The following is a 20,811-nucleotide window of genomic DNA, read 5'->3' on the forward strand; positions in this document are numbered from 1 at the left end:
TCAGTGTCCTGAAGAGTGGGCGGTGAGCGCCAAGGGCAGGCTGGAAAGCCCGCGAAGGCCGGGGACGAGGCGGAGCTGCGACGGGCCGGTCGGCTCCAGCGTGCGCACTTTCTCGGCGATGGCGCGGAAGAACACTTCGCCTTCCAGACGTGCCATCATCTGTGCCACGCAGCCATGAATGCCGGTGCCGTAGCCGATCTGATGCGAGATGCGTCGCCGGATATCGAAGCGGTCGGGCTCGTCCCACACCGCTGGGTCGCGGCTTGCGGAGCCAATCAGCACCAGCACTTTTTCATGCTTGTCGAGTTGCTGGCCGGCAAATTCGAACGCTTGCGTGGTGGTGCGGAACAGGCTTTGCGAAGAACTGTCGTAGCGGGTTGCCTCCTCGAAGGCGGCACGCGCGAGCGAGGGGTCTTCGCGCAGCACCTGCCATTGGTCGGGATTCTCCGCCAGCGCGCGCAAGCACAGGCCGATCGAATCGATCGTGGTATCGACCCCCGCCGACAAGAACGAGCGCACCAGCAGCTTGGCTTCGGCATGGGTGATATCGCCTGCGTCCGCCGATGCGTAGATCGCCGCACCCAGACCATCGGGGGTGAGGGCGCTACGATCACAACGCTCATCGATCCAGCCGCTGACTTCTTCGGCGCGCTTCATCAATTCGTCGTACCAGGGGGTGCGCGGGCCGAAGGCGCCGAAGACGATGCCGCCGTAAATCAGCATGATTTCGCGATCGAGCTTGGGCATGCCCACGGCATCGGGGAACACCGTTAGCGGAAACGGCTGGACCAGATCGGCGACCGCTTCGATCTCGCCCTTTTCGAGGGCGGCATCGACCAGTTCGGCGGCGACGCGCTCGAAACCGGCGCGCATGGCCTTCAAGGCTTTGGCATTGAGCGCGCGCATCATGACCTGGCGCGTGCGCTCATGCTCGGGCGGATCGACTTCCAGGATGATGCTGGGCTGGCGCCAGTTCTTCTCCTTGAAATAGTTGGTCAGCCCGCCGCCGCCGGCATTGCTGAAGCGCTGCCAGTCGGTCAGTACTTCCTTGATCTGCGCGTGATGCTGGACGACCCAGATCTGATGCTTTTCCAGCCAGACGATCGGCCCCAGGGTGCGAAGCTGCGCGTAGTGGCGGTAGGGATCAGCGCGGAATTCCTCGCAGAACGGGTCGAGGTCGGAAACGACGCGCCGGTCCATTGCAATGTTCATCGGGGAAGATCCTTCATGCGGGCACGCAGCGCGGTCGTCGCCGGAATGTCGAGGGTGCCGTTCAAACTCAGCACGACGCCATAGGCCTCACGGGCGTGGGCTTCGCTGACCCGGTCGTCGAGCATGTCCTCGATCACGCGTTCGGGTTCGCGGTCCAGCGGGTTGCCGAAGCCGCCGCCGCCCGCCATGACGTGGCGATAGAGGTCGCCCGTACCCAGGGTCATGGCGCGGGTAGGCATCGCGGGCAGAACCTGGTCTCCGCCGCTGCCGCTCAACAAGTTGCTGGCCGGCGCGCCGGGGCTGCCGCCGTTAAGCCCATGCGGGGGATAGGCGATCTTGTCGGAGCGGACCCCGAAATAGACATCGTCGGCCAGCACCCGGTATTCCCGCACGATACCCAGTCCACCACGATTGAACCCGGGGCCACCGGTATCCTGCGCCAAGCTGTAGCGCTCGATGCGGATGGGATAGTCCGCCTCGATGGTCTCGATCGGAACGTTGGCCTGGTTGGAGGCCATGTGCGGCACGCCTTCCTGCCCGTCATGCCCACTCGTTGCGCCCCACACGCCCATGACGCATTCCGAGAACACAAAGGTCGTCCCATCTATACGGCCACTGAAGCTGGGGAGGGTGGAGCCGCCCGCTCCATCCGCGCTGACCCGATCCGGCACCGCCGCCGCCAGTGCGCCGAACACGCAATCGACGATGCGGTATCCCGTGATGCCGCGCGCGCCGCAGGGCGCCGGATAGCTGCAATTGAGTACCGACGATTCAGGCGCGATGACATGGATCGGTCGGGTGTAGCCGTGGCAATTGGGCACGTCGGCGCCCATGATCGAACGCAGCGCGGCATAGACGTTCGACTTGCAGAACGAGATCGGCGCGTTGATGCCGCCGGCCACTTGCGGTGAGGTGCCGGCCCAGTCGGCGGTCACTTCGTCGTCCGCGATGGTCAGCGTCAGGCGAAACAGGATGGGCTTGGGATCGTCGCCCAGACCATCGATATGATCCTCGAACGTATAGACGCCATCAGGCAATTCACGGAATGCGGCGCGGGCCAGCCGCTCGGCATAATCGTGAAGGGCAACGCCATAGGCGCGCACGGTCGCTGCCCCGTAGCGCTCGATCATCGCGGTAAGCCCGCGTGAGCCTGCCATGGCAGCGGCAAGCTGGGCCTCGATGTCTCCCAGAACCAGATCGGGCGTGCGCACGTTGGCGGCGATCACGCGCGGCAGCACCGGATCGGGCACGCCGGCCCGGCGCAGTTTCAGGAAGGGCAGCCGCAGGCCTTCCTGGTGAATCTCGACAGCACTGAGCGAATTGCTGCCTGGCACCAGTCCGCCCACATCGACGTGGTGTGCGATGGTCGCGGCCCAGCCTTCGATCTGCGCATCATGGAAAATGGGCTTTACGACATAGATGTCCGGCAAATGCTGGCCGGACGCCAGGTAAGGGTCGTTGCCGATGAAGACGTCGCCGTCGTGGATGTCTCCGGCATACTCTTCCATCAAGTGGCGCATGGCGTCGCGGAAGCTGCCCAGGTGCATCGGCGTCGTCAGCCCTTGCGCCAGGTTCTCGCCTTGCGCGTCACACAGCGCGGTGGAGAAATCCATCGCATCGCGCACGATCGGCGAGTGGGCCGTACGCATCAGGATCAGCGCCATCTCGTCAGCGACTGCCTCGAACCCGTTCTTGAATACTTCGAGCAGGATGGGATCGACATTGAAACTCATTGCGATGCTCTCGATGCCAGCGCGATGACGATATTGCCGTGGGCGTCGCGCAGCGCGGTGCAGTCCGGCGGCACGATGGTGGTGCCTTCGTATTCCTCGACGATCAACGGGCCAGCGCGTGGGGCTTCGGACAAGTGGGCGCGGGTGACGACCGGCGTTTCGAGCAGGCCGTGATCCGGGCCGAAGTAGGCAGCGCGCGCTTCAGCGGACGGCCCAGAAGTTCCAACCACGGGTTTTCCGGCGTCCCGGATCGTCTGAGGACCGTTCGGAGGGATCGTACCGATCGCGCGCAGCGTCACGATCTCGATCGCATGGTCGCCCAGGTCATGGCCATAGCTGCGCCGATGTTCCGCCTCGAAGGCGGCGCGGATGGCGGGAAGGCTGGCGTCGTCCAGTTCACCGCGCTCGATGTCGATGCTCAACTCGAAGCCTTGTCCGCGATAGCGCAGGCCCGCACGCCAGGTGAGGCGCAATTGCGGGGAAGTGCCCAGCTCGGCGCGTACCGTGTCTTCCAGTCGCTTGAATGTTGCCGCCATATCCACCGGCAGTGCGCGGTCCGGCCCCAGGGTGCGACCGAAGGTGTTGGAGCGGCTGACCTCGTGGTCGGTGAACAGCAGGCCCACGGCGCTGAACACGCCGGCGCCCGGCGGCACGATGACTTTGGCCATCCCCAGTTCGCGCGCCAGCGCGGCGGCGTGGATGCCGCCATTGCCGCCGAACGCGAACAGCGCGAAATCGCGCGGGTCGCGGCCGCGGTAAGTGGAGACGGCTTTTACGGCGCGCATCATGGCGGAGTTGGCAAGGCGGTGGATGCCCCAGGCCGCGTCCAGCAGATCGCGATCGAGTGGCTCGCAAACGCTGCGCTCGATCGCCTCGCGTGACAGCCGGGCATTGATCGGCACGCTGCCGCCGGCCAGTGCCGTGGGATTGAGGTAGCCCAGCACGACATTGGCGTCGGTAACCGTCGCATCGGTGCCGCCGGCATCGTAGCAGGCAGGCCCCGGCACCGCGCCGGCACTGTCGGGACCGACCTTGAGCGCGCCTCCGGCATCGATACGCACGATGCTGCCACCGCCCGCGCCGACTTCGGACACGTCGATCACGGGCAGCCTGAGCGCATAGCCACCACCCTTGGCCAGCGCGCTCGACATCGAGATGCCGCCGCCCACTTCATATTCGTCGGTGCTGACGAGGCGTCCGCCTTCGATCAGCGAGGCTTTCGCGGTGGTGCCGCCCATGTCGAACGTGATGACGTCTCCGTGCCCGGCCTTGCCGCCCAGCCGCGCCGCGCCGACGACGCCAGCGGCAGGCCCGCTTTCGACGACGGTAGCGGGGCGCTCGATCACGCGATCGATGTCGAGCAAGCCGCCGCTGGACTGCATCATCAGCAATCGACCGCCGACGCCTGCGTCGCGCAGTCGTATTTGCAGCGCGCAGAGGTATCGGCTGACCACCGGACCGATGTAGGCATTGACGACGGTGGTGCTGGTCCGCTCGTACTCACGGATTTCCGGCAGCACATCGTGGCTGGCGCAGATGAAGGTGCCTTCGGGCAACGTCTCGCGCAAGATCTGCTCGACGGCCATTTCGTGCTGCGGATTGGCATAGCTATGCAGGAAGCAGATCGCCACGGCTTCTACCTCGTGCGCGGCAAGCGCATCGGCTACCGCGCGCACGGCCTCGGTATCGAGTTCCCGGATCACCTCGCCGCGCGGGCCCAGCCGCTCGGGCACTTCCAGGCGCAAGCGGCGGGGCACCAAGGGCGCGGGCTTGCGGTAGAGTGGCTCGTAAAGCCGGGGAACGCGGATGCGCCGCATTTCCAGCACGTCGCGAAAGCCTTCCGTCGTGACGAGCGCGGTGCGCGCGCCTTTGCCTTCGAGAATGGCATTGGTGGCGATGGTGGATGCGTGGAGTATCTCGTCGAAGCGATCCACGGGCAAATCCAACCGACCGGCGACATCGGCGATGCCGGTCAGGATCGCGGCGGCATAGTCGCCGGGCGTGGTAGGCGTCTTGGCGGTCGTCAGGGTGCCGTCCGGCGATAGGCAGGCGATGTCGGTGAAGGTGCCGCCGATGTCGGCGGCGATGCGGTAGCCGGACGCCATGTCAGTCACACCGATAATGCATGAGCTTGTCTTCATCCACCGTGATCCCAAGCCCCGGCGCATCGAGGGCAAGGATCGCTCCGTTCGCGAACGCCATCGGTTCGGCCAGGACGTCATCCTCGTAATAGCGGCCCGCGACCTGGCACGGATGCGTGCCGGCAGGGGCGCTGACCGCGATCACCGCGCCGAGCGTGACGGCGGGCTGAGCCAGGGCGAACTGGACGTTGGCGGCAGTGCCGATCGCGGACTCGATCGAGCCGTTGACGTCGCACGCCATCAACTGGGCGTCCGCCACGCAGGCGACCTTGGCCGCGCCGACGAAGCCGCCGGCTTTGGCAAGGTAGATCGAGATGGAATCCGCCGCGCGGGCCTGGCTGATGTCCAGCGCATCGTTGACGTTCCAGCAGCTTTCGTCGGCGATGATCGGCACGGCGGCGGATGCCGTGACTTGCGCCATATAAGTAAGGCCCGTGGTCGGTTGTTCGACCATGCTGATCCCGGCATCAACCAGCCGACCGACGGTCTGTGCCGCGGCCTTGCCATGCCCATACCCCTGGTTGGCATCGAGCCGCAGCGTCATGTCGTCGCCCAGTTCGCGGCGCAGCGCCGCAGCCAGGCGGATGTCACGCTCGGCATCGACCCCGCCTTTGACCTGAAGCGCGCGCACGCCGTCTGCCGCCGCTTCTACGCCTTCGATGAGGGCTTCGTCTTCCGGCATCAGGCCGATCATATGCGCCACCGGGACAGCTTCGCGCACCGCGCCGCCCAGCAACTTGTAGATGGGGAGGCCGACGATCTTGCCCCAGACATCATGCAAGGCGATGTCGATCGCGCATTTGGCGTAGACGTTGCCGACGACGAGGCGGTCCATCGCTCGGCGGGCTGCCGTGACGGCAGTCGCGTCCATGCCCACGAGCGCCGGGCCAAGCACGGCGTTGACGATGTGGCATACGGTCACCTGGGTTTCGCCGCAGCGTCGCTCCCAGTCGCCACCCCAATCGGGCAGCGGCGTCGCTTCGCCAAAGCCGACGAAACCGCCTTCTGTCTCGACTCGGACCGCCACGAACCCGCCCAGGTTGGCGATGAGGCCCGCCCATCGAAAGTCCCGGCGCGGCGGAAGACGGAAGGCAAACGCTTCGATTTTGGTGATTTTCAACGCGTTCCCCTGAGGTGAGAAAGGTTAGGACTGCCAGTGGCGTAGCACGATATTTTCCTATGAGAAAATATTTTTAATTCACAGTCAAGTGGCTGGCTTGGGGTGGCTTGGCATCTCTGATAGGCCTCCGAGTAAACTGCTGAAAATGCCTCAGGCCTTGCGATCGCGCCCCTTTTTGCGCGAAAACTGCGGCCTACCTGCTCGAAGTGGGCGGAGCCGGATTTTGATGACGGGTGCAGTGTTTCGACAGGTTTGCTTATAAATCAGTGGCTTTTGGCGATTAGCGCCTGACAGATTGCTCGACTGACCCGCAGAATTGCCGATTTAGGAAAAAATTTCCCTCTTTTTCTTCTCACGAAAATATGTCACCCCTGAGGAACTAACCCATTTTCACGATGAGTCCCTTGGTTCGATGACACCGGAACAGAACGACCTGATAACCCGCGCCGGCAGCGCCACCCCATTGGGCGGCCTGTTGCGCTGCTATTGGCAGCCGGTCGCGTTGGTCGATGAACTCGGCGGGCCTCGTCCAGCAAAGGCCGTGCGCGTTCTGGGCCAGGACTTCGTCGTATTTCGCGACAACCAGGGTCGCATCGGCATGCTGGATCGCGATTGCCCGCATCGCAATGCCGACTTGGCGTTCGGGCGTCTCGAAGACGGTGGTATCCGCTGTCTGTTCCATGGCTGGTTGTTCGATGTCGATGGCAATTGCCTCGAAACGCCGGGCGAGCCGGAAGGCAGCAAGCTGTGCTCTCGCGTCCGGCAGAAGAGTTATCCCGTCGCGGTGCGCGGCGGCATCATCTTCGGCTATTTGGGTGAGGGGGAGGCGCCCGCGTTTCCCGCGCTGGATTGCTTCATCGCCCCGGACAGCCACGTCTTCGCGTTCAAGGGCTATCTCGACTGCAATTGGCTGCAAGCGCTCGAAGTGGGTATCGATCCGGCCCACGCCAGCTTTCTCCACCGCTTCTACGAGGATGAGGATGCGGCGGCCAGCTACGGAAAGCAGTTCCGCTCCACGTCGGCCGACAGCGAACTGACGATGACCCAGGTTCTGCGGGAATACGAGAACCCCGAGATCACCGTGGAGCGCTCCGAGATCGGCTTGCGGCTGACCGCGCTGCGTTCTTTGGGTGAAGGTGGAACGCATGTGCGCGTGACCAATCTTCTGTTCCCGCAAGCGTTCGTCATCCCACTGTCCGAGACGATGACGATCACGCAGTGGCACGTCCCGATCGACGACGAGAGCTGCTATTGGTACGCGATCTTCACCGGATTTGCCGAGCCGGTAGACAAGGCGACGATGCGCGAGCAGCGCCTCAAGCTCTATACACTGCCTGACTACATGCCGCGCGTCGGCAGGCACAACAACTATGGCTACGATCTCGATGAACAGCGCCTGCGCACGTACACGGGCATGGGCGAGGACATCAACGTCCACGATCAGTGGGCGGTAGAAAGCCAGGGCCGCATACAGGATCGCACGCGCGAGCATCTGGGGACGACCGACAAGGGTATCGTCGCCTATCGCAAGCTGCTGCTGGCGGAAATCCGCAAGGCATCGCAAGGTAGTGCTCCCCTGATGGCGCTGGGCAAGCAGGAAGCGGCTTCCGTGACCGGCCCTGCCACGATCGATGGCGTTGCGGTGGCAGGCGAGGATGTGGTTGGCTATTGGCAGCGCGCCGATGCGCGCCGTCGAGACAATGCTTCCTGGGCCATGACTGCGGCGGAAACCGCGCGACCATGACCGGTTTCATCGCCCGGCATGGTTTGTGGACCGATGACCAGGCGCGCCTTGCTGCCGAAGTGGAAGCGCAATTGCGCGCGGCCAGCGTCAACCAAGTCCGGTTGTCCTTTCCCGATCTGCATGGACTGCTGCGCGGCAAGACCTTGATGATAGAGGCCTTGCCCGGCGTGATGGAGGATGGCTGCGCCATCACCTCCACGCTCCTGCTCAAGGACACCGCGCATCGCACCGTGGTGCCGGTATTCACCCAGGGCGCGGGCATCGGCGAGCCGGCGCTTCAGGGCGGCGGCGACGTTATCATGGTGCCTGATCCCACGACGCTGCGGCTTCTGCCTTGGGCGCCTGGCTCCGCATGGATGCTGTGCGACTTGTATTACCCCGATGGCCGGCCAGTTGCCCATTCCACCCGTCGCATCGCGCAGGACGCGGCAGCACGCCTGGCGGCGCAAGGGTTCGAGTTCGTCAGCGGGCTGGAAGTCGAATTTCATCTGACCCGCCTCACCGATCCCAAACTGGATATCGCCGATGCCGGGCAACCCGGTACACCGCCCTCGGTGGAACTGCTTCACCAGGGCTATGCCTATCTGACCGAACAGCGTTACGACCGGATCGAGCCGATCCTGGATATCATGCGCGGGCATTGTCAGGCGCTGGGTCTGCCGATCCATTCGATCGAGATCGAATTCGGGCCGAGCCAGGTCGAGTTCGTGTTTCGCCCAGGCAGCGGTATCCAACCTGCGGACGACATGATCGTGTTCCGCAACGCCATCAAACAGATCGCGCGTCGCCACGGCTACCATGCGACCTTCATGTGCCGCCCCCAATGGGCCAATGCGATGTCGAGCGGGTGGCACCTGCACCAGTCGCTGCGCGATAGGGCCAGTGGTCGCAATCTCTTCGCGCGCGAAGATGGCGGGCAGGGGCTTTCGGACATCGGTCGTCACTTCCTGGCCGGCCTGCTCAGCGGTGCGCGAGCGGCGACGCCGTTCAGCACGCCCACCATCAACGGCTACAAGCGCTACCGTGCCAATTCCTTGGCGCCCGATCGGGTGGCCTGGGGCGAGGACAATCGAGGCGCGATGCTGCGGGTATTGGCACGCGGCGCGCCAGGCGCGACCCGGATCGAGAACCGCATCGGCGAACCGGCGGCCAATCCCTATCTTTATCTGACCTCGCAAATGCTGACCGGGCTTGCCGGCATCGCCGCGCGGGCAGAACCCGGCGCGCCTGTCGATAGCCCCTATCTGGCCGACGCCCAGCCCCTGCCGAGCAGCCTGGAGGCAGCGCTCGACACCTTGGCCGCGGACGCCCCGATGCGCGAAGCGTTCGGCAATGCATTCATCGATTATTTCTTAATGATAAAGCGGGCCGAGGTTGAACGATACAACACTACGGTTACGGACTGGGAGCAAAGAGAGTACTTCGACTTGTTCTAATAATTAAATAAAAACCAAAAAAATAAATAAAATCCAGGAGTGAACGCGACATTCTGTTTCTAGGAGGTTGTATGTTCAAGCGGCATTCGAACAATGAGGGAAAGATTGCGATCATGCGGGCGGGATTCCTCGCCGGGGTTGCGGTTGTTTCAGTAGCATCCGGGGCGGCGCAGGCAGCCGAAGCGGATTCAGGCAACGAAGAAGGCACGATCGTCGTCACCGCGACGCGTCGTGAAGTGACGCTGGACAAAGTGCCGATCAAGATCGACGCGTTCAGCCAGTCGCAGATGGATCAGCGCGGCATGCGCACGATCGACGATATCGCGCGCTATACGCCGGGCTTGCTGTTCAGCAATACCGGCGGCGTTTCGGGTAACACCAGCAACAGCATTTCGATCAGGGGCATTTCCTCCGACGTCGGTTCTGCGACAACCGCCATCTACGTCGACGAAACGCCGATCCAGATCCGCAGCATCGGCTACTTCGGCGGCAACGCTTTCCCCCGCGTGTTCGACCTCGAACGGGTGGAAGTGCTCAAGGGTCCGCAAGGCACGCTGTTTGGCGCTGGCGCCGAAGGCGGCGCGGTTCGCTTCATCACACCGGCGCCCAGCCTGGATGCGTACTCCGCCTATGGCCGGGCGGAAGTCTCGACCACCCACAACGGCCCTCCATCCTACGAGATCGGCGCTGCGATCGGCGCTCCGATCGCCAAAGATTTGGTCGGCTTCCGTCTCAGTGTATCGCAGCGGCGGGATGGCGGTTACATCGACCAGATCAACGCCGAGACCGGGGCAGTGGTCGATAAAGATGCCAACTGGGAGCGTACCACGGTGGTGCGCGGTGCGCTGGCCATCCGCCCTATCCCGGAACTGACGATCACGCCTTCGTTGTTCTATCAAAAGCAATATCAGGCGGCGCGCAACTCGGTTTGGGAGCAGTACAGCGATTCCGGCGATGCGGATTATCGCAGCGGCAATACGCTTTCGGAACCGCGCCGCGACCGCTTCTACTTGCCAGCCGTAAAGCTGGAATACGATGGCGACAATTTCATGGTCGTCTCGAACACATCATGGTTCGATCGCAAGCAAGTTATTACGCTTGATTACACCAGCTATCTGCGCGCCATCAATACGGGCGATGCGGTTACGTCCGTCAGCACGCTGCGCCCGTCTTCGTCCACCGTCGTCACGAGTCAAGCCAACTTCACGCAGGAACTGCGCGTACAATCCAAGCCCGGCGGCCCGTTGGACTGGGTGCTGGGGTTCTACTACTCGAACCAGCGGCAGGTGTCGGACAATAACACGACAAGTTCGAACCCGGCCGCTGCGGTGGATGCCAAGAGCTACATCGACCTCGTCAATTCCAAGGACGAGCAGATCGCCGGCTTCGCCAACTTCGACTACCACGTTAACGACAAGCTGACATTGAGCGCCGGCGTTCGCGTATCGCAGATGAAGTTCTCGTTCACCGACGCCGCCGACGGCCCGGTCAACGGCGGCCCCAGCTATGTCGAGGGAAGCACCAAGGAAACCCCGGTCACGCCCAAGTTCAGTGTCGCGTATCAGGCGAACGAAAACACGCTGCTCTATGCGAACGCCGCCAAGGGGTTTCGCCAGGGTGGCGCACAAGGGCCGGTCCCGGCTGAATATTGCGCGTCGGACCTTGCCTCATTGGGCATTTCCCAAAGCCCGACGACGTATGGGTCCGATAGCGTCTGGAGCTTCGATGGCGGCGTAAAGGGCTCGCTCATGGGCGGGCGGATGCACCTTGATGCCAATGCCTACTGGATCAAATGGAGCAACATCCAGCAGCCGGTCAACTTGCCGAACTGCGGCTTCCAGTACATCCAGAACCTGGGCAAGGCGAACAGCCGCGGTATCGACGTAGCGGCGGATTTCCGGCTTGCCGAGGGCCTTAGCATAGGCGGCAACGTCGGCTTCAATCGTACGACGTATGCCGAGGACGTTGAGGGAAGTGGCGGCGCTCTGCTCGCCGCCAAGGGCGCCAGGATCGGCGGCCCGCAGTTCACCGGCGCCGTTTGGGCGCAGGTAGACTTCCCCGTCACCCAGGAGGTGGACGCGTATTTCCGCGCCGACACCACGTTCCGCAGCCGCGGACCTGCACTCGATCCGAAAACCTACAGCTTCGACGCGGGGCTGACGCCCACCGAATCCAGCGCGGTTGTCTCGGCCAGGCTGGGCGCGAAGCTGGCGGCGTTCGATTTGTCGGTGTTCGCCAACAACATCTTCAACGACAGCAAGCCCTTGTCGCGTACGCACGACTTGGCCGGATCGTCGCTTTACTACGTCTACGTGAACCGACCGCGCACGATCGGCCTGACGCTGACCTATCGTCAGTAGAAGACGCACAAGTCCGGAACCGAAAACGAGCCACGACGGGAAGCCAATGAACAAACCGAAACTTACCCGTCGTGGCTTTGTCGCCAGTACCGCTGCTCTTGCGGTTGCATCGACTGTCCGCGCTGCCGGTTCCTCGCTCCTGGTGGAAACGGCGGCGGGGAAGGTCGCCGGTGACGTACTCCCCGGCAGCGGCGTTCGGCGCTGGCTGGGGATACCTTACGCGCAGCCGGCATCCGGCCCCTTGCGGTGGCGTCCACCGCAGGCCGTGATGCCGTGGAAAGGCACTTTGCGCGCGGATCGGTTTTCCGCCAGCCCCTGGGCCACGCCCGAGGCTGGCAAAAGCGCCTTCAGCGTGCGCGGCCCCCGTTCGATGGGGGAAGACTGCCTGTCGGTGAACGTGTGGTCCCCAGCGGAACCTTCCGAAAAGCCGTATCCAGTCATGGTGTGGATATACGGCGGGGCGTTCGTTGCCGGCTCGTCCGACAATCCGCTCTACGAAGGCGAAGCGCTTGCGCGGGAGGGCGTGGTCTTCGTCTCGATCAATTACCGCGTGGGTATCCTGGGGTTCTTCGCCCATCCCGAGCTGGCTGCGGAATCGCCTGACAGGATTTCGGGTAACTATGGCCTGATGGACCAGATCGCCGCCTTGCGCTGGGTGCAGCAGAACATCGCAGGGTTTGGCGGCGATCCCGGCAACGTGACGATCCTGGGCCAGTCGGCTGGGGCGTTCAGCGTCGGTTTTCACCTGGTGATGCCGCAATCGCGGGGGCTTTTCCACCGCGCCATCGCGCAGAGCGGCGCGCCGATGGGCAAGCCGTCCAGTTTCATCCTGCTCGGCGAGCGCGAGCCGATGGAGCGCGCCGGGCTGGATTTCGCCAAGGAAGTCGGCGCGTCCGGTATCGCCGACATGCGGGCGATGAAAGCGCCCGCGCTGGTCGAGGCCAATGCCAGTTCGTGGCGTTTCTACCCTCAGATCGACGGGCATCATGTGCCCGATCATCCTTTCGCCATGGTCATGGCGGGGCGCCATGCCGCCGTTCCCGTCATCGTCGGGCGCAATCGCGATGAAGGGACGCTGTTTCCCCCGCTGGGGGGCGGCACGGTCAAAGGCCTTCAAGCGGAAATCAGCGCGGAATACGCCGAACACGCAGCACAGGCCTTGCGGTTCTTCGATGCCGCCGATGATACCGCAGCTACGCGGCAAGGCCATGAGGCCATGGGCGACATCATCTTCAATTGGAATGCAGCCGCGCTTGCCATCGCCTTGGCGACGTCGGGGCGCTCTGCGGTCTATTCCTACCAGTTCGAATACGTCGGCACGGTCCCCGCCAGCGCCACTTTCAACGAAGGGTCGGGTGCCGATCTGGGGGCGTTCCACGGTTCGGAGATCGGCTTTGCCTTGCGCACCCAGTCCGTACGCGGGTTCGGTTTGAGCCGCGAGCAGAGCGGCCTGATGGACCGGATGAGCGGCTGGTGGGCCCAGTTCGCGCGGACCGGCGATCCCAATGCGGTTCCCGGCGCACATGGCAATTGGCCGCGCTACCTGCCCGGCAAGAAAACCGTATGGTACATCGGCGCCCAAGGCGGAAGGCGAGGCCCGGTGCCGCAACGCGATCGGCTTGCGGTGTTGGGTCGCGCCATGAATAACACCATTCTCGAACGCGCCTGAACGGCAAGGCCGTGGAGACCAAGATGGCAACTCTCTCCGAACCGCGCATCGGCGCCATGAATGCCGATACGCCGCAAATCGGCTGGCTGTTGATCGCGCTGACCTATCTCGCCACCGCCGCGAGCATGGGGATGGTGGGCGTAGCGGCTGCGCTGACGGCAGATTTGGGCGTGGCGATGCACGTTGCGCGCAACGACGTCGGCCTGGCGCTGGCGATGTTCTCGTTGCCCTCGGCGATCGGCGGGGTGTTTTGCGGCGGATTGGTGGATCGTGCCGGCGCCAAGCGGGTCATTGTCGTTTCCGCCTTCGTTTGTGCGCTGGGCGCCGGGTTAGCCGCATGGGGAGCAAGCCTCAGCTTGCTGATGCTGGCGCTCGCCGTCAGCGGTGTCGGTTTCACCGGGATTAGCGTGGCTGCACCGGCATTGTTGGTCGGCGCGACGGCAGGCAGGCGGCAGGTGCGGGCCATGTCGCTATGGTCGACGTATGCGCCTACCGGCTTTGCGATGGGACTGCTGCTGGCAGCGCCGTTTGCCGGGACGGGGCGGTGGCAGCCTGCGTTCTTGATCTATGGCGCGATCATGCTGGTGTTGTTCGCAGCTCTCATGGCACTGCCGCATGTGAAGACCGCCGCCGCACCCCATTGGAAAAAGCAACTCAGCAGCTTCGCCAGCGTCTTTCGCGAGCGCGATGTCATCCTGCTCACCGTGGCGGTAGCAGTGCCGTCCGCTCTTTCCTATGGCACCAGCCTGATCGCGCCGTTATACTTGGCGCAAGTGCATGGGACGTCGATGGGCGCTTCGGCAACCACGGTGGCAGCCATCAAGGGGGTGGCGATGGTGCTGTGCGGCCTCATGACCGGAGCGCTGCTGACCCGCCGTCTGAACCGCAAGCTGCTGTTCGCCGGCCTGGCGGGTCTGGGCATGGCCTCGCAGGCCTTGTTGTTCTGGCCCGGCTCGGGTTTTGCGTTGGCCTCGCTCGGGCTGTTCGGATGGCTTGTCGCGTTCAGCGGTATGGGCGCTGTGGCAATGGCGCAATTGCCCGTGGTTGTGGCCAGCCCGTCCCGAAGCGGCGCGGCCTCGGGTCTGATCGGGCAGGGCATCTCGGTGCTTTCGTTCCTGGCGCCTTCGATCTACTTCGGGATGAACGGGTGGATGGGCTTTGTGGCCATCGCCTGCGTCGGGCTGATAGTGGCCGGTCTTGCGCTGCCTATCGCGCGGGGCAGGAGGCCGATCTTATCATGACCGATATCAAACGCTTGTTCGTGCTGCTGTGCGGCTTTGAGATCCTGCCAAAGACGATCTCGACGCGAGACTTTGGCGGACGCTTCATTCTGAGCGAGCCGGTATGCGCCTACTTGCTGGATACGACTTCGGGCTGGGTCTTGCTCGACGCCGGGTTGAACCCCGACAACATCGACGATCCAGCGCGACGTGAGGCTTGCTTCACACGCCACGGCATGACGGCGCCGATCGTAAGAGCTGCGCACCGCATCGAGGCCCAGCTCGAACAGATCGGCATTGGGTTTCAGGACATAGACTGGGTGATCCTGTCGCACCTGCATTTCGATCATTGCGGCTACCTGGGGCGCCTGCAGCACGCCCGGATCAGCGTGCAGCAAGCCGAATACGACGTGGCGTTCGGAGGCGATCCGGGACTGGCCTACATCCGCTCCGACTACGACATGGCCGGGCTGCAATGGGATCTACGGCGTGGAGACTGGACGGCGATGCCCGGCCTGACTTTGCTCGATACGCGCGGACATACCGCAGGGCATCAGTCCGCAGTGGTGAAACTACCAGGCAGTGGACCGATTATCCTGCCGTTCGATGCCGGCGATCTGGCGGAAAATTTCGAGCATGAAGTCCTGCCCGGAGAATGCTGTGACGATGCCGCCGCCTTGCGCGCCATTCGCCGCCTGAATGCGCTGCAGCAAGATCTGGACGCCCGGATGCTGCTGTTCCACGATCCCGTCGCGATCCAGCACATGCGGCTCGCACCCGAATACTACGACTGAGCGCGCCGCTGCCGGAGGCGCGTTTTCCTATAGGAAAGTGCGCCTGGAGTTCCGGCGTGGTGATTAGCGGGTCGAGGGATGCATATAGGTCGATACCGGGCGTGCCTCTGCCGCGCTGGGATCGTAGGAAACCGACAGTACTCGCGCATCATCGTCGCCCACGGACACGTACAAGTGCTTCATGCTGCTATCGAAATACGCGCTTTCACCCTGGTTGAGGCGCAACGGCGTGTAATGTTCGGTGTGGATATCGATCGCACCGGCCAGCACGTAGACGAATTCTTCGCCATTGTGCTGGCTCCAATGGTCGAACTCGTCGACTGAACGCGCGCGGATCACCATTTCGAAGGGGATCATCGCCTTCTTCGAAATCTCGCTGGAATGGACGCGGTAATCGTACTGGTCGCTGGTGAACAGTTCGCCTTCGTTGGCCCGCGTCGTCGTCTTGCGGCCAGAAAGCTGGCTTTTTTCGCCAGATGAGACGATGTCCTCGATGCCGATGTCCAAAGCATCGCACACGCGCTTGAGGATGTCGTAAGAAACCGAAATCTGCGCATTCTCGATCTTGGAAAGCGCGGAGACGGAAATTCGTGCGCGCGCGCTGACGTCTGCCAGGGTGGAGTTACGCTCCCTGCGGATGACGCGCAGCCGCCGTCCCATCGTTTCGGCATCGTTGACTTGCTGGGTTCGCGCCACGAATTCGTCATCCATTCCTGGAAAATTTCTTTCCTAGAGGCTCATTGCACGGGTTTTCCGGTCGCGCAAAGACTCAATGCGGGCAAGTTCTTGGTCTGGGATGGCCGTCACGGCTGCCTTGTGGGCCTTCCAGTGCCTGGGCGAAACCGCATAGCTCTGTTTGAAAGCGCGGGAGAAATGGCTGGCTGAAGCGAAGCCGCACGCGAGGGCCACGGCGGTGACCGACTGCCCGGTCGATTTCAGGAGGTGGGCAGCATGGTCCAGGCGGATCGCCTCTCCCGCTTCCCGTACCGACATGCCCAGTTCGGCGCGGAACAACCGTTCGATCTGCCGCACGCAAACGCCAGCAGCATGGGCCAGTTCGCTGCGCGTGGGCGGCGTATCGATCGTGTCGTGAAGCAGCACCAGCACTTTCAGGACACGCGGGTTGTGGGTACCAAAGCGCTCGGCAAAGTCCTGTCGCTGCCGAGCGTCCGATTGCCTGGGCGCGCTACGGATGAACCATTCCGATACTTTGACGGCCAGCGGGTGGCCGTGATCCTTGGCGATCAACACCGAGGTCCTGGTGGGCGGTGAGGGGCTCGAACCCCCGACCCTCTCGGTGTAAACGAGATGCTCTACCAACTGAGCTAACCGCCCGGCACGCCGGAAACCGCGCATTTAGGGCAATTTTCGGCGCGGTCAACCTTCGCTTTCAAGGGGGACGGACGGGGTCCAACCGGGGTCTGGAGGGGGGACAACGGGGGGACAGATGAGCCCCCAGGCGGACTACAGCCGGGGCAATGTCACGCCGCGCTGGCCCATGTACTTGCCGGCGCGGTCGGCGTAGCTGATCTCGCAGGGTTCGTTGCCCTGCAGGAACAGGAACTGGCAGGCGCCCTCGTTGGCATAGATCTTTGCCGGCAGCGGCGTGGTATTCGAGAATTCGAGCGTGACATGCCCTTCCCAGCCCGGTTCGAGCGGCGTGACGTTCACGATGATCCCGCAGCGCGCATAAGTCGATTTGCCCAGGCAGATCACCAGCACGTCGCGCGGGACGCGAAAGTATTCGACCGTGCGGGCAAGCGCGAAGGAGTTCGGCGGGATCACGCAGATGTCGGTCTTGCGATCGACGAAGGAGTTGGACGCGAAATCCTTGGGATCGACCACCGCCGAATCGACATTGGTGAAGATCTTGAACTCGTCCGCCACCCTGGCGTCATAGCCGTAGGAGGACAGGCCGTAGGAAATGCACCCATCGCGGCGCTGGGCCTCCACGAAAGGTTCGATCATGCCGCTTTCCATCGCCTGGCCGCGGATCCACTTGTCGCTCAGAATCGCCATGCCTTGCGTGATTCCCCAGCCGCGCCGCAGGGGCAAGTGCGATCGCGCGATTTGTCCACCGGGCCGAGCAGGGGCGCGCGGGGCGCCCTCTACCCGCCGACTTTCGCCGCCCGCTGTTCCTGCGGCACCTGCCGCACCGGCACGCCGGCGATCCATTGCTGGAAGGCTTCGTTGTCGATCGGCCCGCGCACTTCGTCGGTTCCCTGGGTGAAGGTGGAGAAGCCGTCGCCCCCCTCGGCAAGGAAGTTGGCCACGGTCACGCGGTAGCTCGCCGCCGGATCGATCGGCTTGCCTTCCAGCGTCAGCAAGACCAGCCGGCTGCCCGAAGGGCGGCGCATGTCGAACGCGAACCGCAGCCCGGCCGAAGGCGCCAGCACCTGCCGCGTTCCCTGGTCGTCGAGCCCTTCCTCGATCACCGCGCGCACTTGCGCGCCGGTCAGGGTCATCGTCACCAGGCTGTTGTTGAACGGCTCCACCGCATAGACCTGCCCGAACGTCACCCCGCCGTCCGGCGCCGGATCGAGCGGGGCGCGAAGGCCGAGGGGGTTGACGAAGGCGATCCGCGCGCCCGCGTCCCTGCCGGCGTTCAGTTGCGAATCGGCGACCAGGTTGCCCAGCGTGCCCCCTTCCTCGCTTTCGGTCGAAGGCTTGGCCGCGGGGCCGGAGATCTTGCCCACCGGCCGCGCGATCAGCGCCGCCGCGCCCCGCACATAGCCGGCGACATAGGCGGCCACGTCGGCGCGCGGGTTGAACCGCGGGTAGAGCGCGGTGTTCGGCACATCTCCCCGGCCGCCGGAATAGCCGGGCGACTGCACGATCACGTTGTGCGCCTGCTTGGAAATGACGCGGTGCGTCGCCGGGTCGATTTTCAGCGTGATGTCGGTCACCAGCTTGCCATAGACCCCGGCGCTGGTGAGCAGGATCGGGGTGCCGTCGCCGCTCTGGCCGTAGTGGCACACATATTGCCAGTGGGTGTGGCCCGAAACCACGAGATCGACCCCGGGGCCGAGCCGGTCGAGGATCGGCCTGATCCCGTCGGTCAGGTCGTTGCAGCTGTCCGGATCGCCCTCCCTGGTCTTGCCGCCCTGGTGGATCAGCACCACGACCGCGTCGGCGCCTTCGGCCTTGAGCGCCGGCACCGCCTTGTTGATCGCCTCGGCCTCGTCGCCGAAAGTCAGGCCCGCGACCTGGTCGGGAGAGACCAGCATCGGCACGGCGCGCAGCGACAGGCCGACGAAACCGACCGTCACCTTGCCCGCGCCGGTGCCGAACGTCTTGAGGCCGGTCGCCGGGAACAGCGTGGAGCCGTCGGCCTTGAACGTGCTGGCAGACAGGTACTGGTAATTCGCGCCCTCGAACTGTTCGAGCTGGCAGGGCTGGAGCCGGGTATTCTTCTCGCAGCCGCCGTTCTGGAGGCGCAGCAGCTCCTTCCAGCCACGGTCGAACTCATGGTTGCCCACCGCGTTGAAATCCAGCCCGATGCGATTCATGACGCCCACCGCCGGCTCGTCCAGGTGAAGCGAGGAGGCGAGCTGCGAGGCGCTGGTAAGGTCGCCGGCGCCCACCACCACATGGTTGGGATGCCCGGCCTTGATCGTATCCACCGCCGAGGCCAGCCAGGCCGCGCCGCCCGCCGGCACGGGGATCGACCCGCCCTTGCCGTCGGGCGCCGACACCGATGCCCTGGGCGGTTCGAGCGTGCCGTGAAAATCGTTGATGGCGATGATCCCCACTTCGACGGGGGCCACGGGCGTGAGCGAAGCCCGATGCGCCACCTGCGGCGCGGCGCAGGCGGCGAGCAGGGAAAGGACGGCGAACGGAACGGTGCGAGTCAGGACGGTGCGAGGTGTGAGGGCGGTGCGAGTCAGGGCCGTGAAAGTCATGGCCCGCTCTATCGCATCGCATCATGACGCTCCAACGACCAATTTGCGCGCGGGGCGCGCGCTTTTTCAATGCACGCTGTCTTCCAGCCCATGCATCTGGTCGTCGCTCAGACCGAAGTGATGGCCGACCTCGTGGATCACGACATGGATCACCAGCTCTTCCAGCGTCACTTCGGTTTCGCACCATTCGGCAAGCAGCGGCTGGCGGTACAGCGTGATGCGGGGCGGCAGTTCGCCCGCGACCCAGACCGATTCCGCATCCATCGGCCGCCCCTGGTAGAGCCCGGTCAGTTCGAACGGATCCTCGATGCCGAGGTCGGCCAGCGTCTCCGCATCGGCGTATTCCTCGACATGGACGGTAATGCCCTGGAGATGATCGGCAAACGGCTGCGGGATGCGCGCGAAGGCGGCATGGGCAAGCGCCTCGAAATCGGCGGCGGCGGGGGGCTGGCCGAAAGTGCGGGTCATGCCGGACCTTGTGCCATCGATCGACGGCGATGCGAACTCCAAATTCGCCGGACCGCACCACATTGGGGGAAGAAACGGCAGATATGGATCATGCCGCCATGCGTTGCGCATGCCTGAAACGAGGTCCATCCCCCCTTTCGACAATTGCGAAGGGGGAGGGAGGCAGGAGGTCCAATCACCGCGGACTGGAGCAGAATATTCCCCGCACCCTACTCTTCCAGCTCGACATCCCAGTAGAGCCAGTCACGCCAGGTCTCGTGAAGGTGGTTGGGCGGGAAGCCCCGGCCGCGTTCCTGCAGCTGCCAGCTGGTGGGGCGGATCGGCGGGACCAGCGGGGGCATCCTGGCCTGCTTGGGGGTGCGCCCGCCCTTCTTGAGATTGCACGGCGAGCAGGCGGTCAGGATGTTTTCCCAGCTCGTCCGCCCGCCGAGGCGGCGCGGAATCACGTGGTCGAAGGTCAGGTTATGCGGGTTGCCGCAATACTGGCAGGAAAACCGATCGCGCAGGAACACGTTGAAGCGCGTGAAGGCGGGGAATTCGGAAGGCCGCACATATTGCCTGAGCGCGATCACCGAGGGGATCTGCATGGTCCAGCTGGGCGAGTGCACCGCGCGGTCATAGCTGGAGACGATGTCCACCCGTTCCAGCACCACCGCCTTGATCGCGGTCTGCCAGGGCCACAGGCTGAGCGGATAATAGGACAGCGGCGTGTAGTCCGCGTTCAGCACCAAGGCGGGACAGTCGGAAAGACTGCGGGAGGGGTCCCCCTCCGCGCTGCGGAACCGGGCCGCGCGCTCGATCAGCTCCGATCTGAGCATGGCCTCCTGTCGCAGGCCGTCATTGCGATTTGATGGCAATGCATGGGCGCATATGCAGCATTTGCGGGACTCGCCGTCAAGATGGCAAGAGACCGGCGCCGGCGGAGAATCCACAGGCGGCATCGCGGCGCGGACGCGCGCAGGCCGCACAGGCATCGCCGCGATCGCAGGGTGCGCCGGGATGACGATGACGA

The 20,811-nt window shown here is 64.1% G+C and carries 16 protein-coding genes and 1 tRNA gene; 6 read left to right on the top strand and 11 right to left on the bottom strand.

The window, feature by feature from the left end:
- Genes BM052_RS02615 through BM052_RS02630 form a run of 4 tightly spaced genes read right to left on the bottom strand, consistent with a single transcriptional unit; the run spans window position 1 to window position 6,206 of the window.
- Window positions 1-1,212 carry a cytochrome P450 gene (locus BM052_RS02615; protein WP_091142827.1) on the bottom strand — a complete coding sequence of 404 codons (1,212 nt, stop codon included), beginning with the start codon at window positions 1,210-1,212 and terminating at the stop codon, window positions 1-3.
- Window positions 1,209-2,945: a hydantoinase B/oxoprolinase family protein gene (locus BM052_RS02620; RefSeq protein ID WP_091142830.1), complete on the bottom strand. Its 1,737-nt coding sequence runs from the start codon at window positions 2,943-2,945 to the stop codon at window positions 1,209-1,211. Before BM052_RS02620 ends, BM052_RS02615 begins: the two co-directional genes overlap by 4 nt.
- Window positions 2,942-5,050, bottom strand: coding sequence for a hydantoinase/oxoprolinase family protein (locus BM052_RS02625; protein ID WP_255405919.1), 2,109 nt, complete (start codon window positions 5,048-5,050; stop codon window positions 2,942-2,944). Before BM052_RS02625 ends, BM052_RS02620 begins: the two co-directional genes overlap by 4 nt.
- Before the next feature lies 1 nt (window position 5,051).
- Window positions 5,052-6,206 carry a mandelate racemase/muconate lactonizing enzyme family protein gene (locus BM052_RS02630; RefSeq protein WP_091142834.1) on the bottom strand — a complete coding sequence of 385 codons (1,155 nt, stop codon included), beginning with the start codon at window positions 6,204-6,206 and terminating at the stop codon, window positions 5,052-5,054.
- A 412-nt stretch (window positions 6,207-6,618) separates the two neighbouring features.
- Between BM052_RS02630 and BM052_RS02635 the strand changes: the two genes are divergently transcribed.
- The 6 genes from BM052_RS02635 (at window position 6,619) to BM052_RS02660 (ending at window position 15,429) form a co-directional block, all read left to right on the top strand.
- A complete protein-coding gene (locus tag BM052_RS02635) occupies window positions 6,619-7,950 on the top strand; it encodes an aromatic ring-hydroxylating dioxygenase subunit alpha (protein ID WP_091142836.1) in 1,332 nt (443 codons plus the stop codon).
- Complete coding sequence (locus BM052_RS02640) at window positions 7,947-9,386, top strand: glutamine synthetase family protein (RefSeq protein ID WP_091142839.1); 1,440 nt, start codon at window positions 7,947-7,949, stop codon at window positions 9,384-9,386. Before BM052_RS02635 ends, BM052_RS02640 begins: the two co-directional genes overlap by 4 nt.
- A 113-nt stretch (window positions 9,387-9,499) precedes the next feature.
- Entirely contained in the window at window positions 9,500-11,746 is a 2,247-nt protein-coding gene (locus tag BM052_RS02645) for a TonB-dependent receptor (protein ID WP_177198292.1), read from the top strand.
- A gap of 46 nt (window positions 11,747-11,792) precedes the next feature.
- Window positions 11,793-13,415 carry a carboxylesterase/lipase family protein gene (locus tag BM052_RS02650; protein ID WP_091142845.1) on the top strand — a complete coding sequence of 541 codons (1,623 nt, stop codon included), beginning with the start codon at window positions 11,793-11,795 and terminating at the stop codon, window positions 13,413-13,415.
- Between the two features lie 23 nt (window positions 13,416-13,438).
- Window positions 13,439-14,656: an MFS transporter gene (locus tag BM052_RS02655; RefSeq protein WP_143084727.1), complete on the top strand. Its 1,218-nt coding sequence runs from the start codon at window positions 13,439-13,441 to the stop codon at window positions 14,654-14,656.
- Window positions 14,653-15,429 carry an N-acyl homoserine lactonase family protein gene (locus tag BM052_RS02660; RefSeq protein WP_091142852.1) on the top strand — a complete coding sequence of 259 codons (777 nt, stop codon included), beginning with the start codon at window positions 14,653-14,655 and terminating at the stop codon, window positions 15,427-15,429. Before BM052_RS02655 ends, BM052_RS02660 begins: the two co-directional genes overlap by 4 nt.
- Window positions 15,430-15,492: 63 nt before the next feature.
- Here BM052_RS02660 and BM052_RS02665 read toward each other — a convergent pair whose 3' ends face one another.
- The 7 genes from BM052_RS02665 to BM052_RS02695 form a co-directional block, all read right to left on the bottom strand.
- Window positions 15,493-16,140 (bottom strand): helix-turn-helix domain-containing protein, encoded by a 648-nt coding sequence (locus tag BM052_RS02665; protein WP_008995147.1) that lies wholly within the window; start codon window positions 16,138-16,140, stop codon window positions 15,493-15,495.
- An 18-nt stretch (window positions 16,141-16,158) separates the two neighbouring features.
- Entirely contained in the window at window positions 16,159-16,677 is a 519-nt protein-coding gene (locus tag BM052_RS02670; protein WP_177198293.1) for a helix-turn-helix domain-containing protein, read from the bottom strand.
- A gap of 11 nt (window positions 16,678-16,688) precedes the next feature.
- Window positions 16,689-16,764: transfer RNA gene (locus tag BM052_RS02675), tRNA-Val, on the bottom strand.
- A 129-nt stretch (window positions 16,765-16,893) separates the two neighbouring features.
- Window positions 16,894-17,448: a dCTP deaminase gene (gene dcd / locus BM052_RS02680; RefSeq protein ID WP_091142858.1), complete on the bottom strand. Its 555-nt coding sequence runs from the start codon at window positions 17,446-17,448 to the stop codon at window positions 16,894-16,896.
- Between the two features lie 89 nt (window positions 17,449-17,537).
- Window positions 17,538-19,331 carry a bifunctional metallophosphatase/5'-nucleotidase gene (locus BM052_RS02685; RefSeq protein WP_091142859.1) on the bottom strand — a complete coding sequence of 598 codons (1,794 nt, stop codon included), beginning with the start codon at window positions 19,329-19,331 and terminating at the stop codon, window positions 17,538-17,540.
- Between the two features lie 66 nt (window positions 19,332-19,397).
- A complete protein-coding gene (locus BM052_RS02690; RefSeq protein ID WP_091143056.1) occupies window positions 19,398-19,799 on the bottom strand; it encodes a metallopeptidase family protein in 402 nt (133 codons plus the stop codon).
- A 209-nt stretch (window positions 19,800-20,008) separates the two neighbouring features.
- Complete coding sequence (locus BM052_RS02695) at window positions 20,009-20,617, bottom strand: HNH endonuclease (RefSeq protein WP_091142862.1); 609 nt, start codon at window positions 20,615-20,617, stop codon at window positions 20,009-20,011.
- Between the last annotated feature and the right edge of the window lie 194 nt (window positions 20,618-20,811).

The sequence above is a fragment of the Novosphingobium sp. CF614 genome, assembly GCF_900113255.1.
In the GTDB taxonomy this organism is placed as follows: domain Bacteria; phylum Pseudomonadota; class Alphaproteobacteria; order Sphingomonadales; family Sphingomonadaceae; genus Novosphingobium.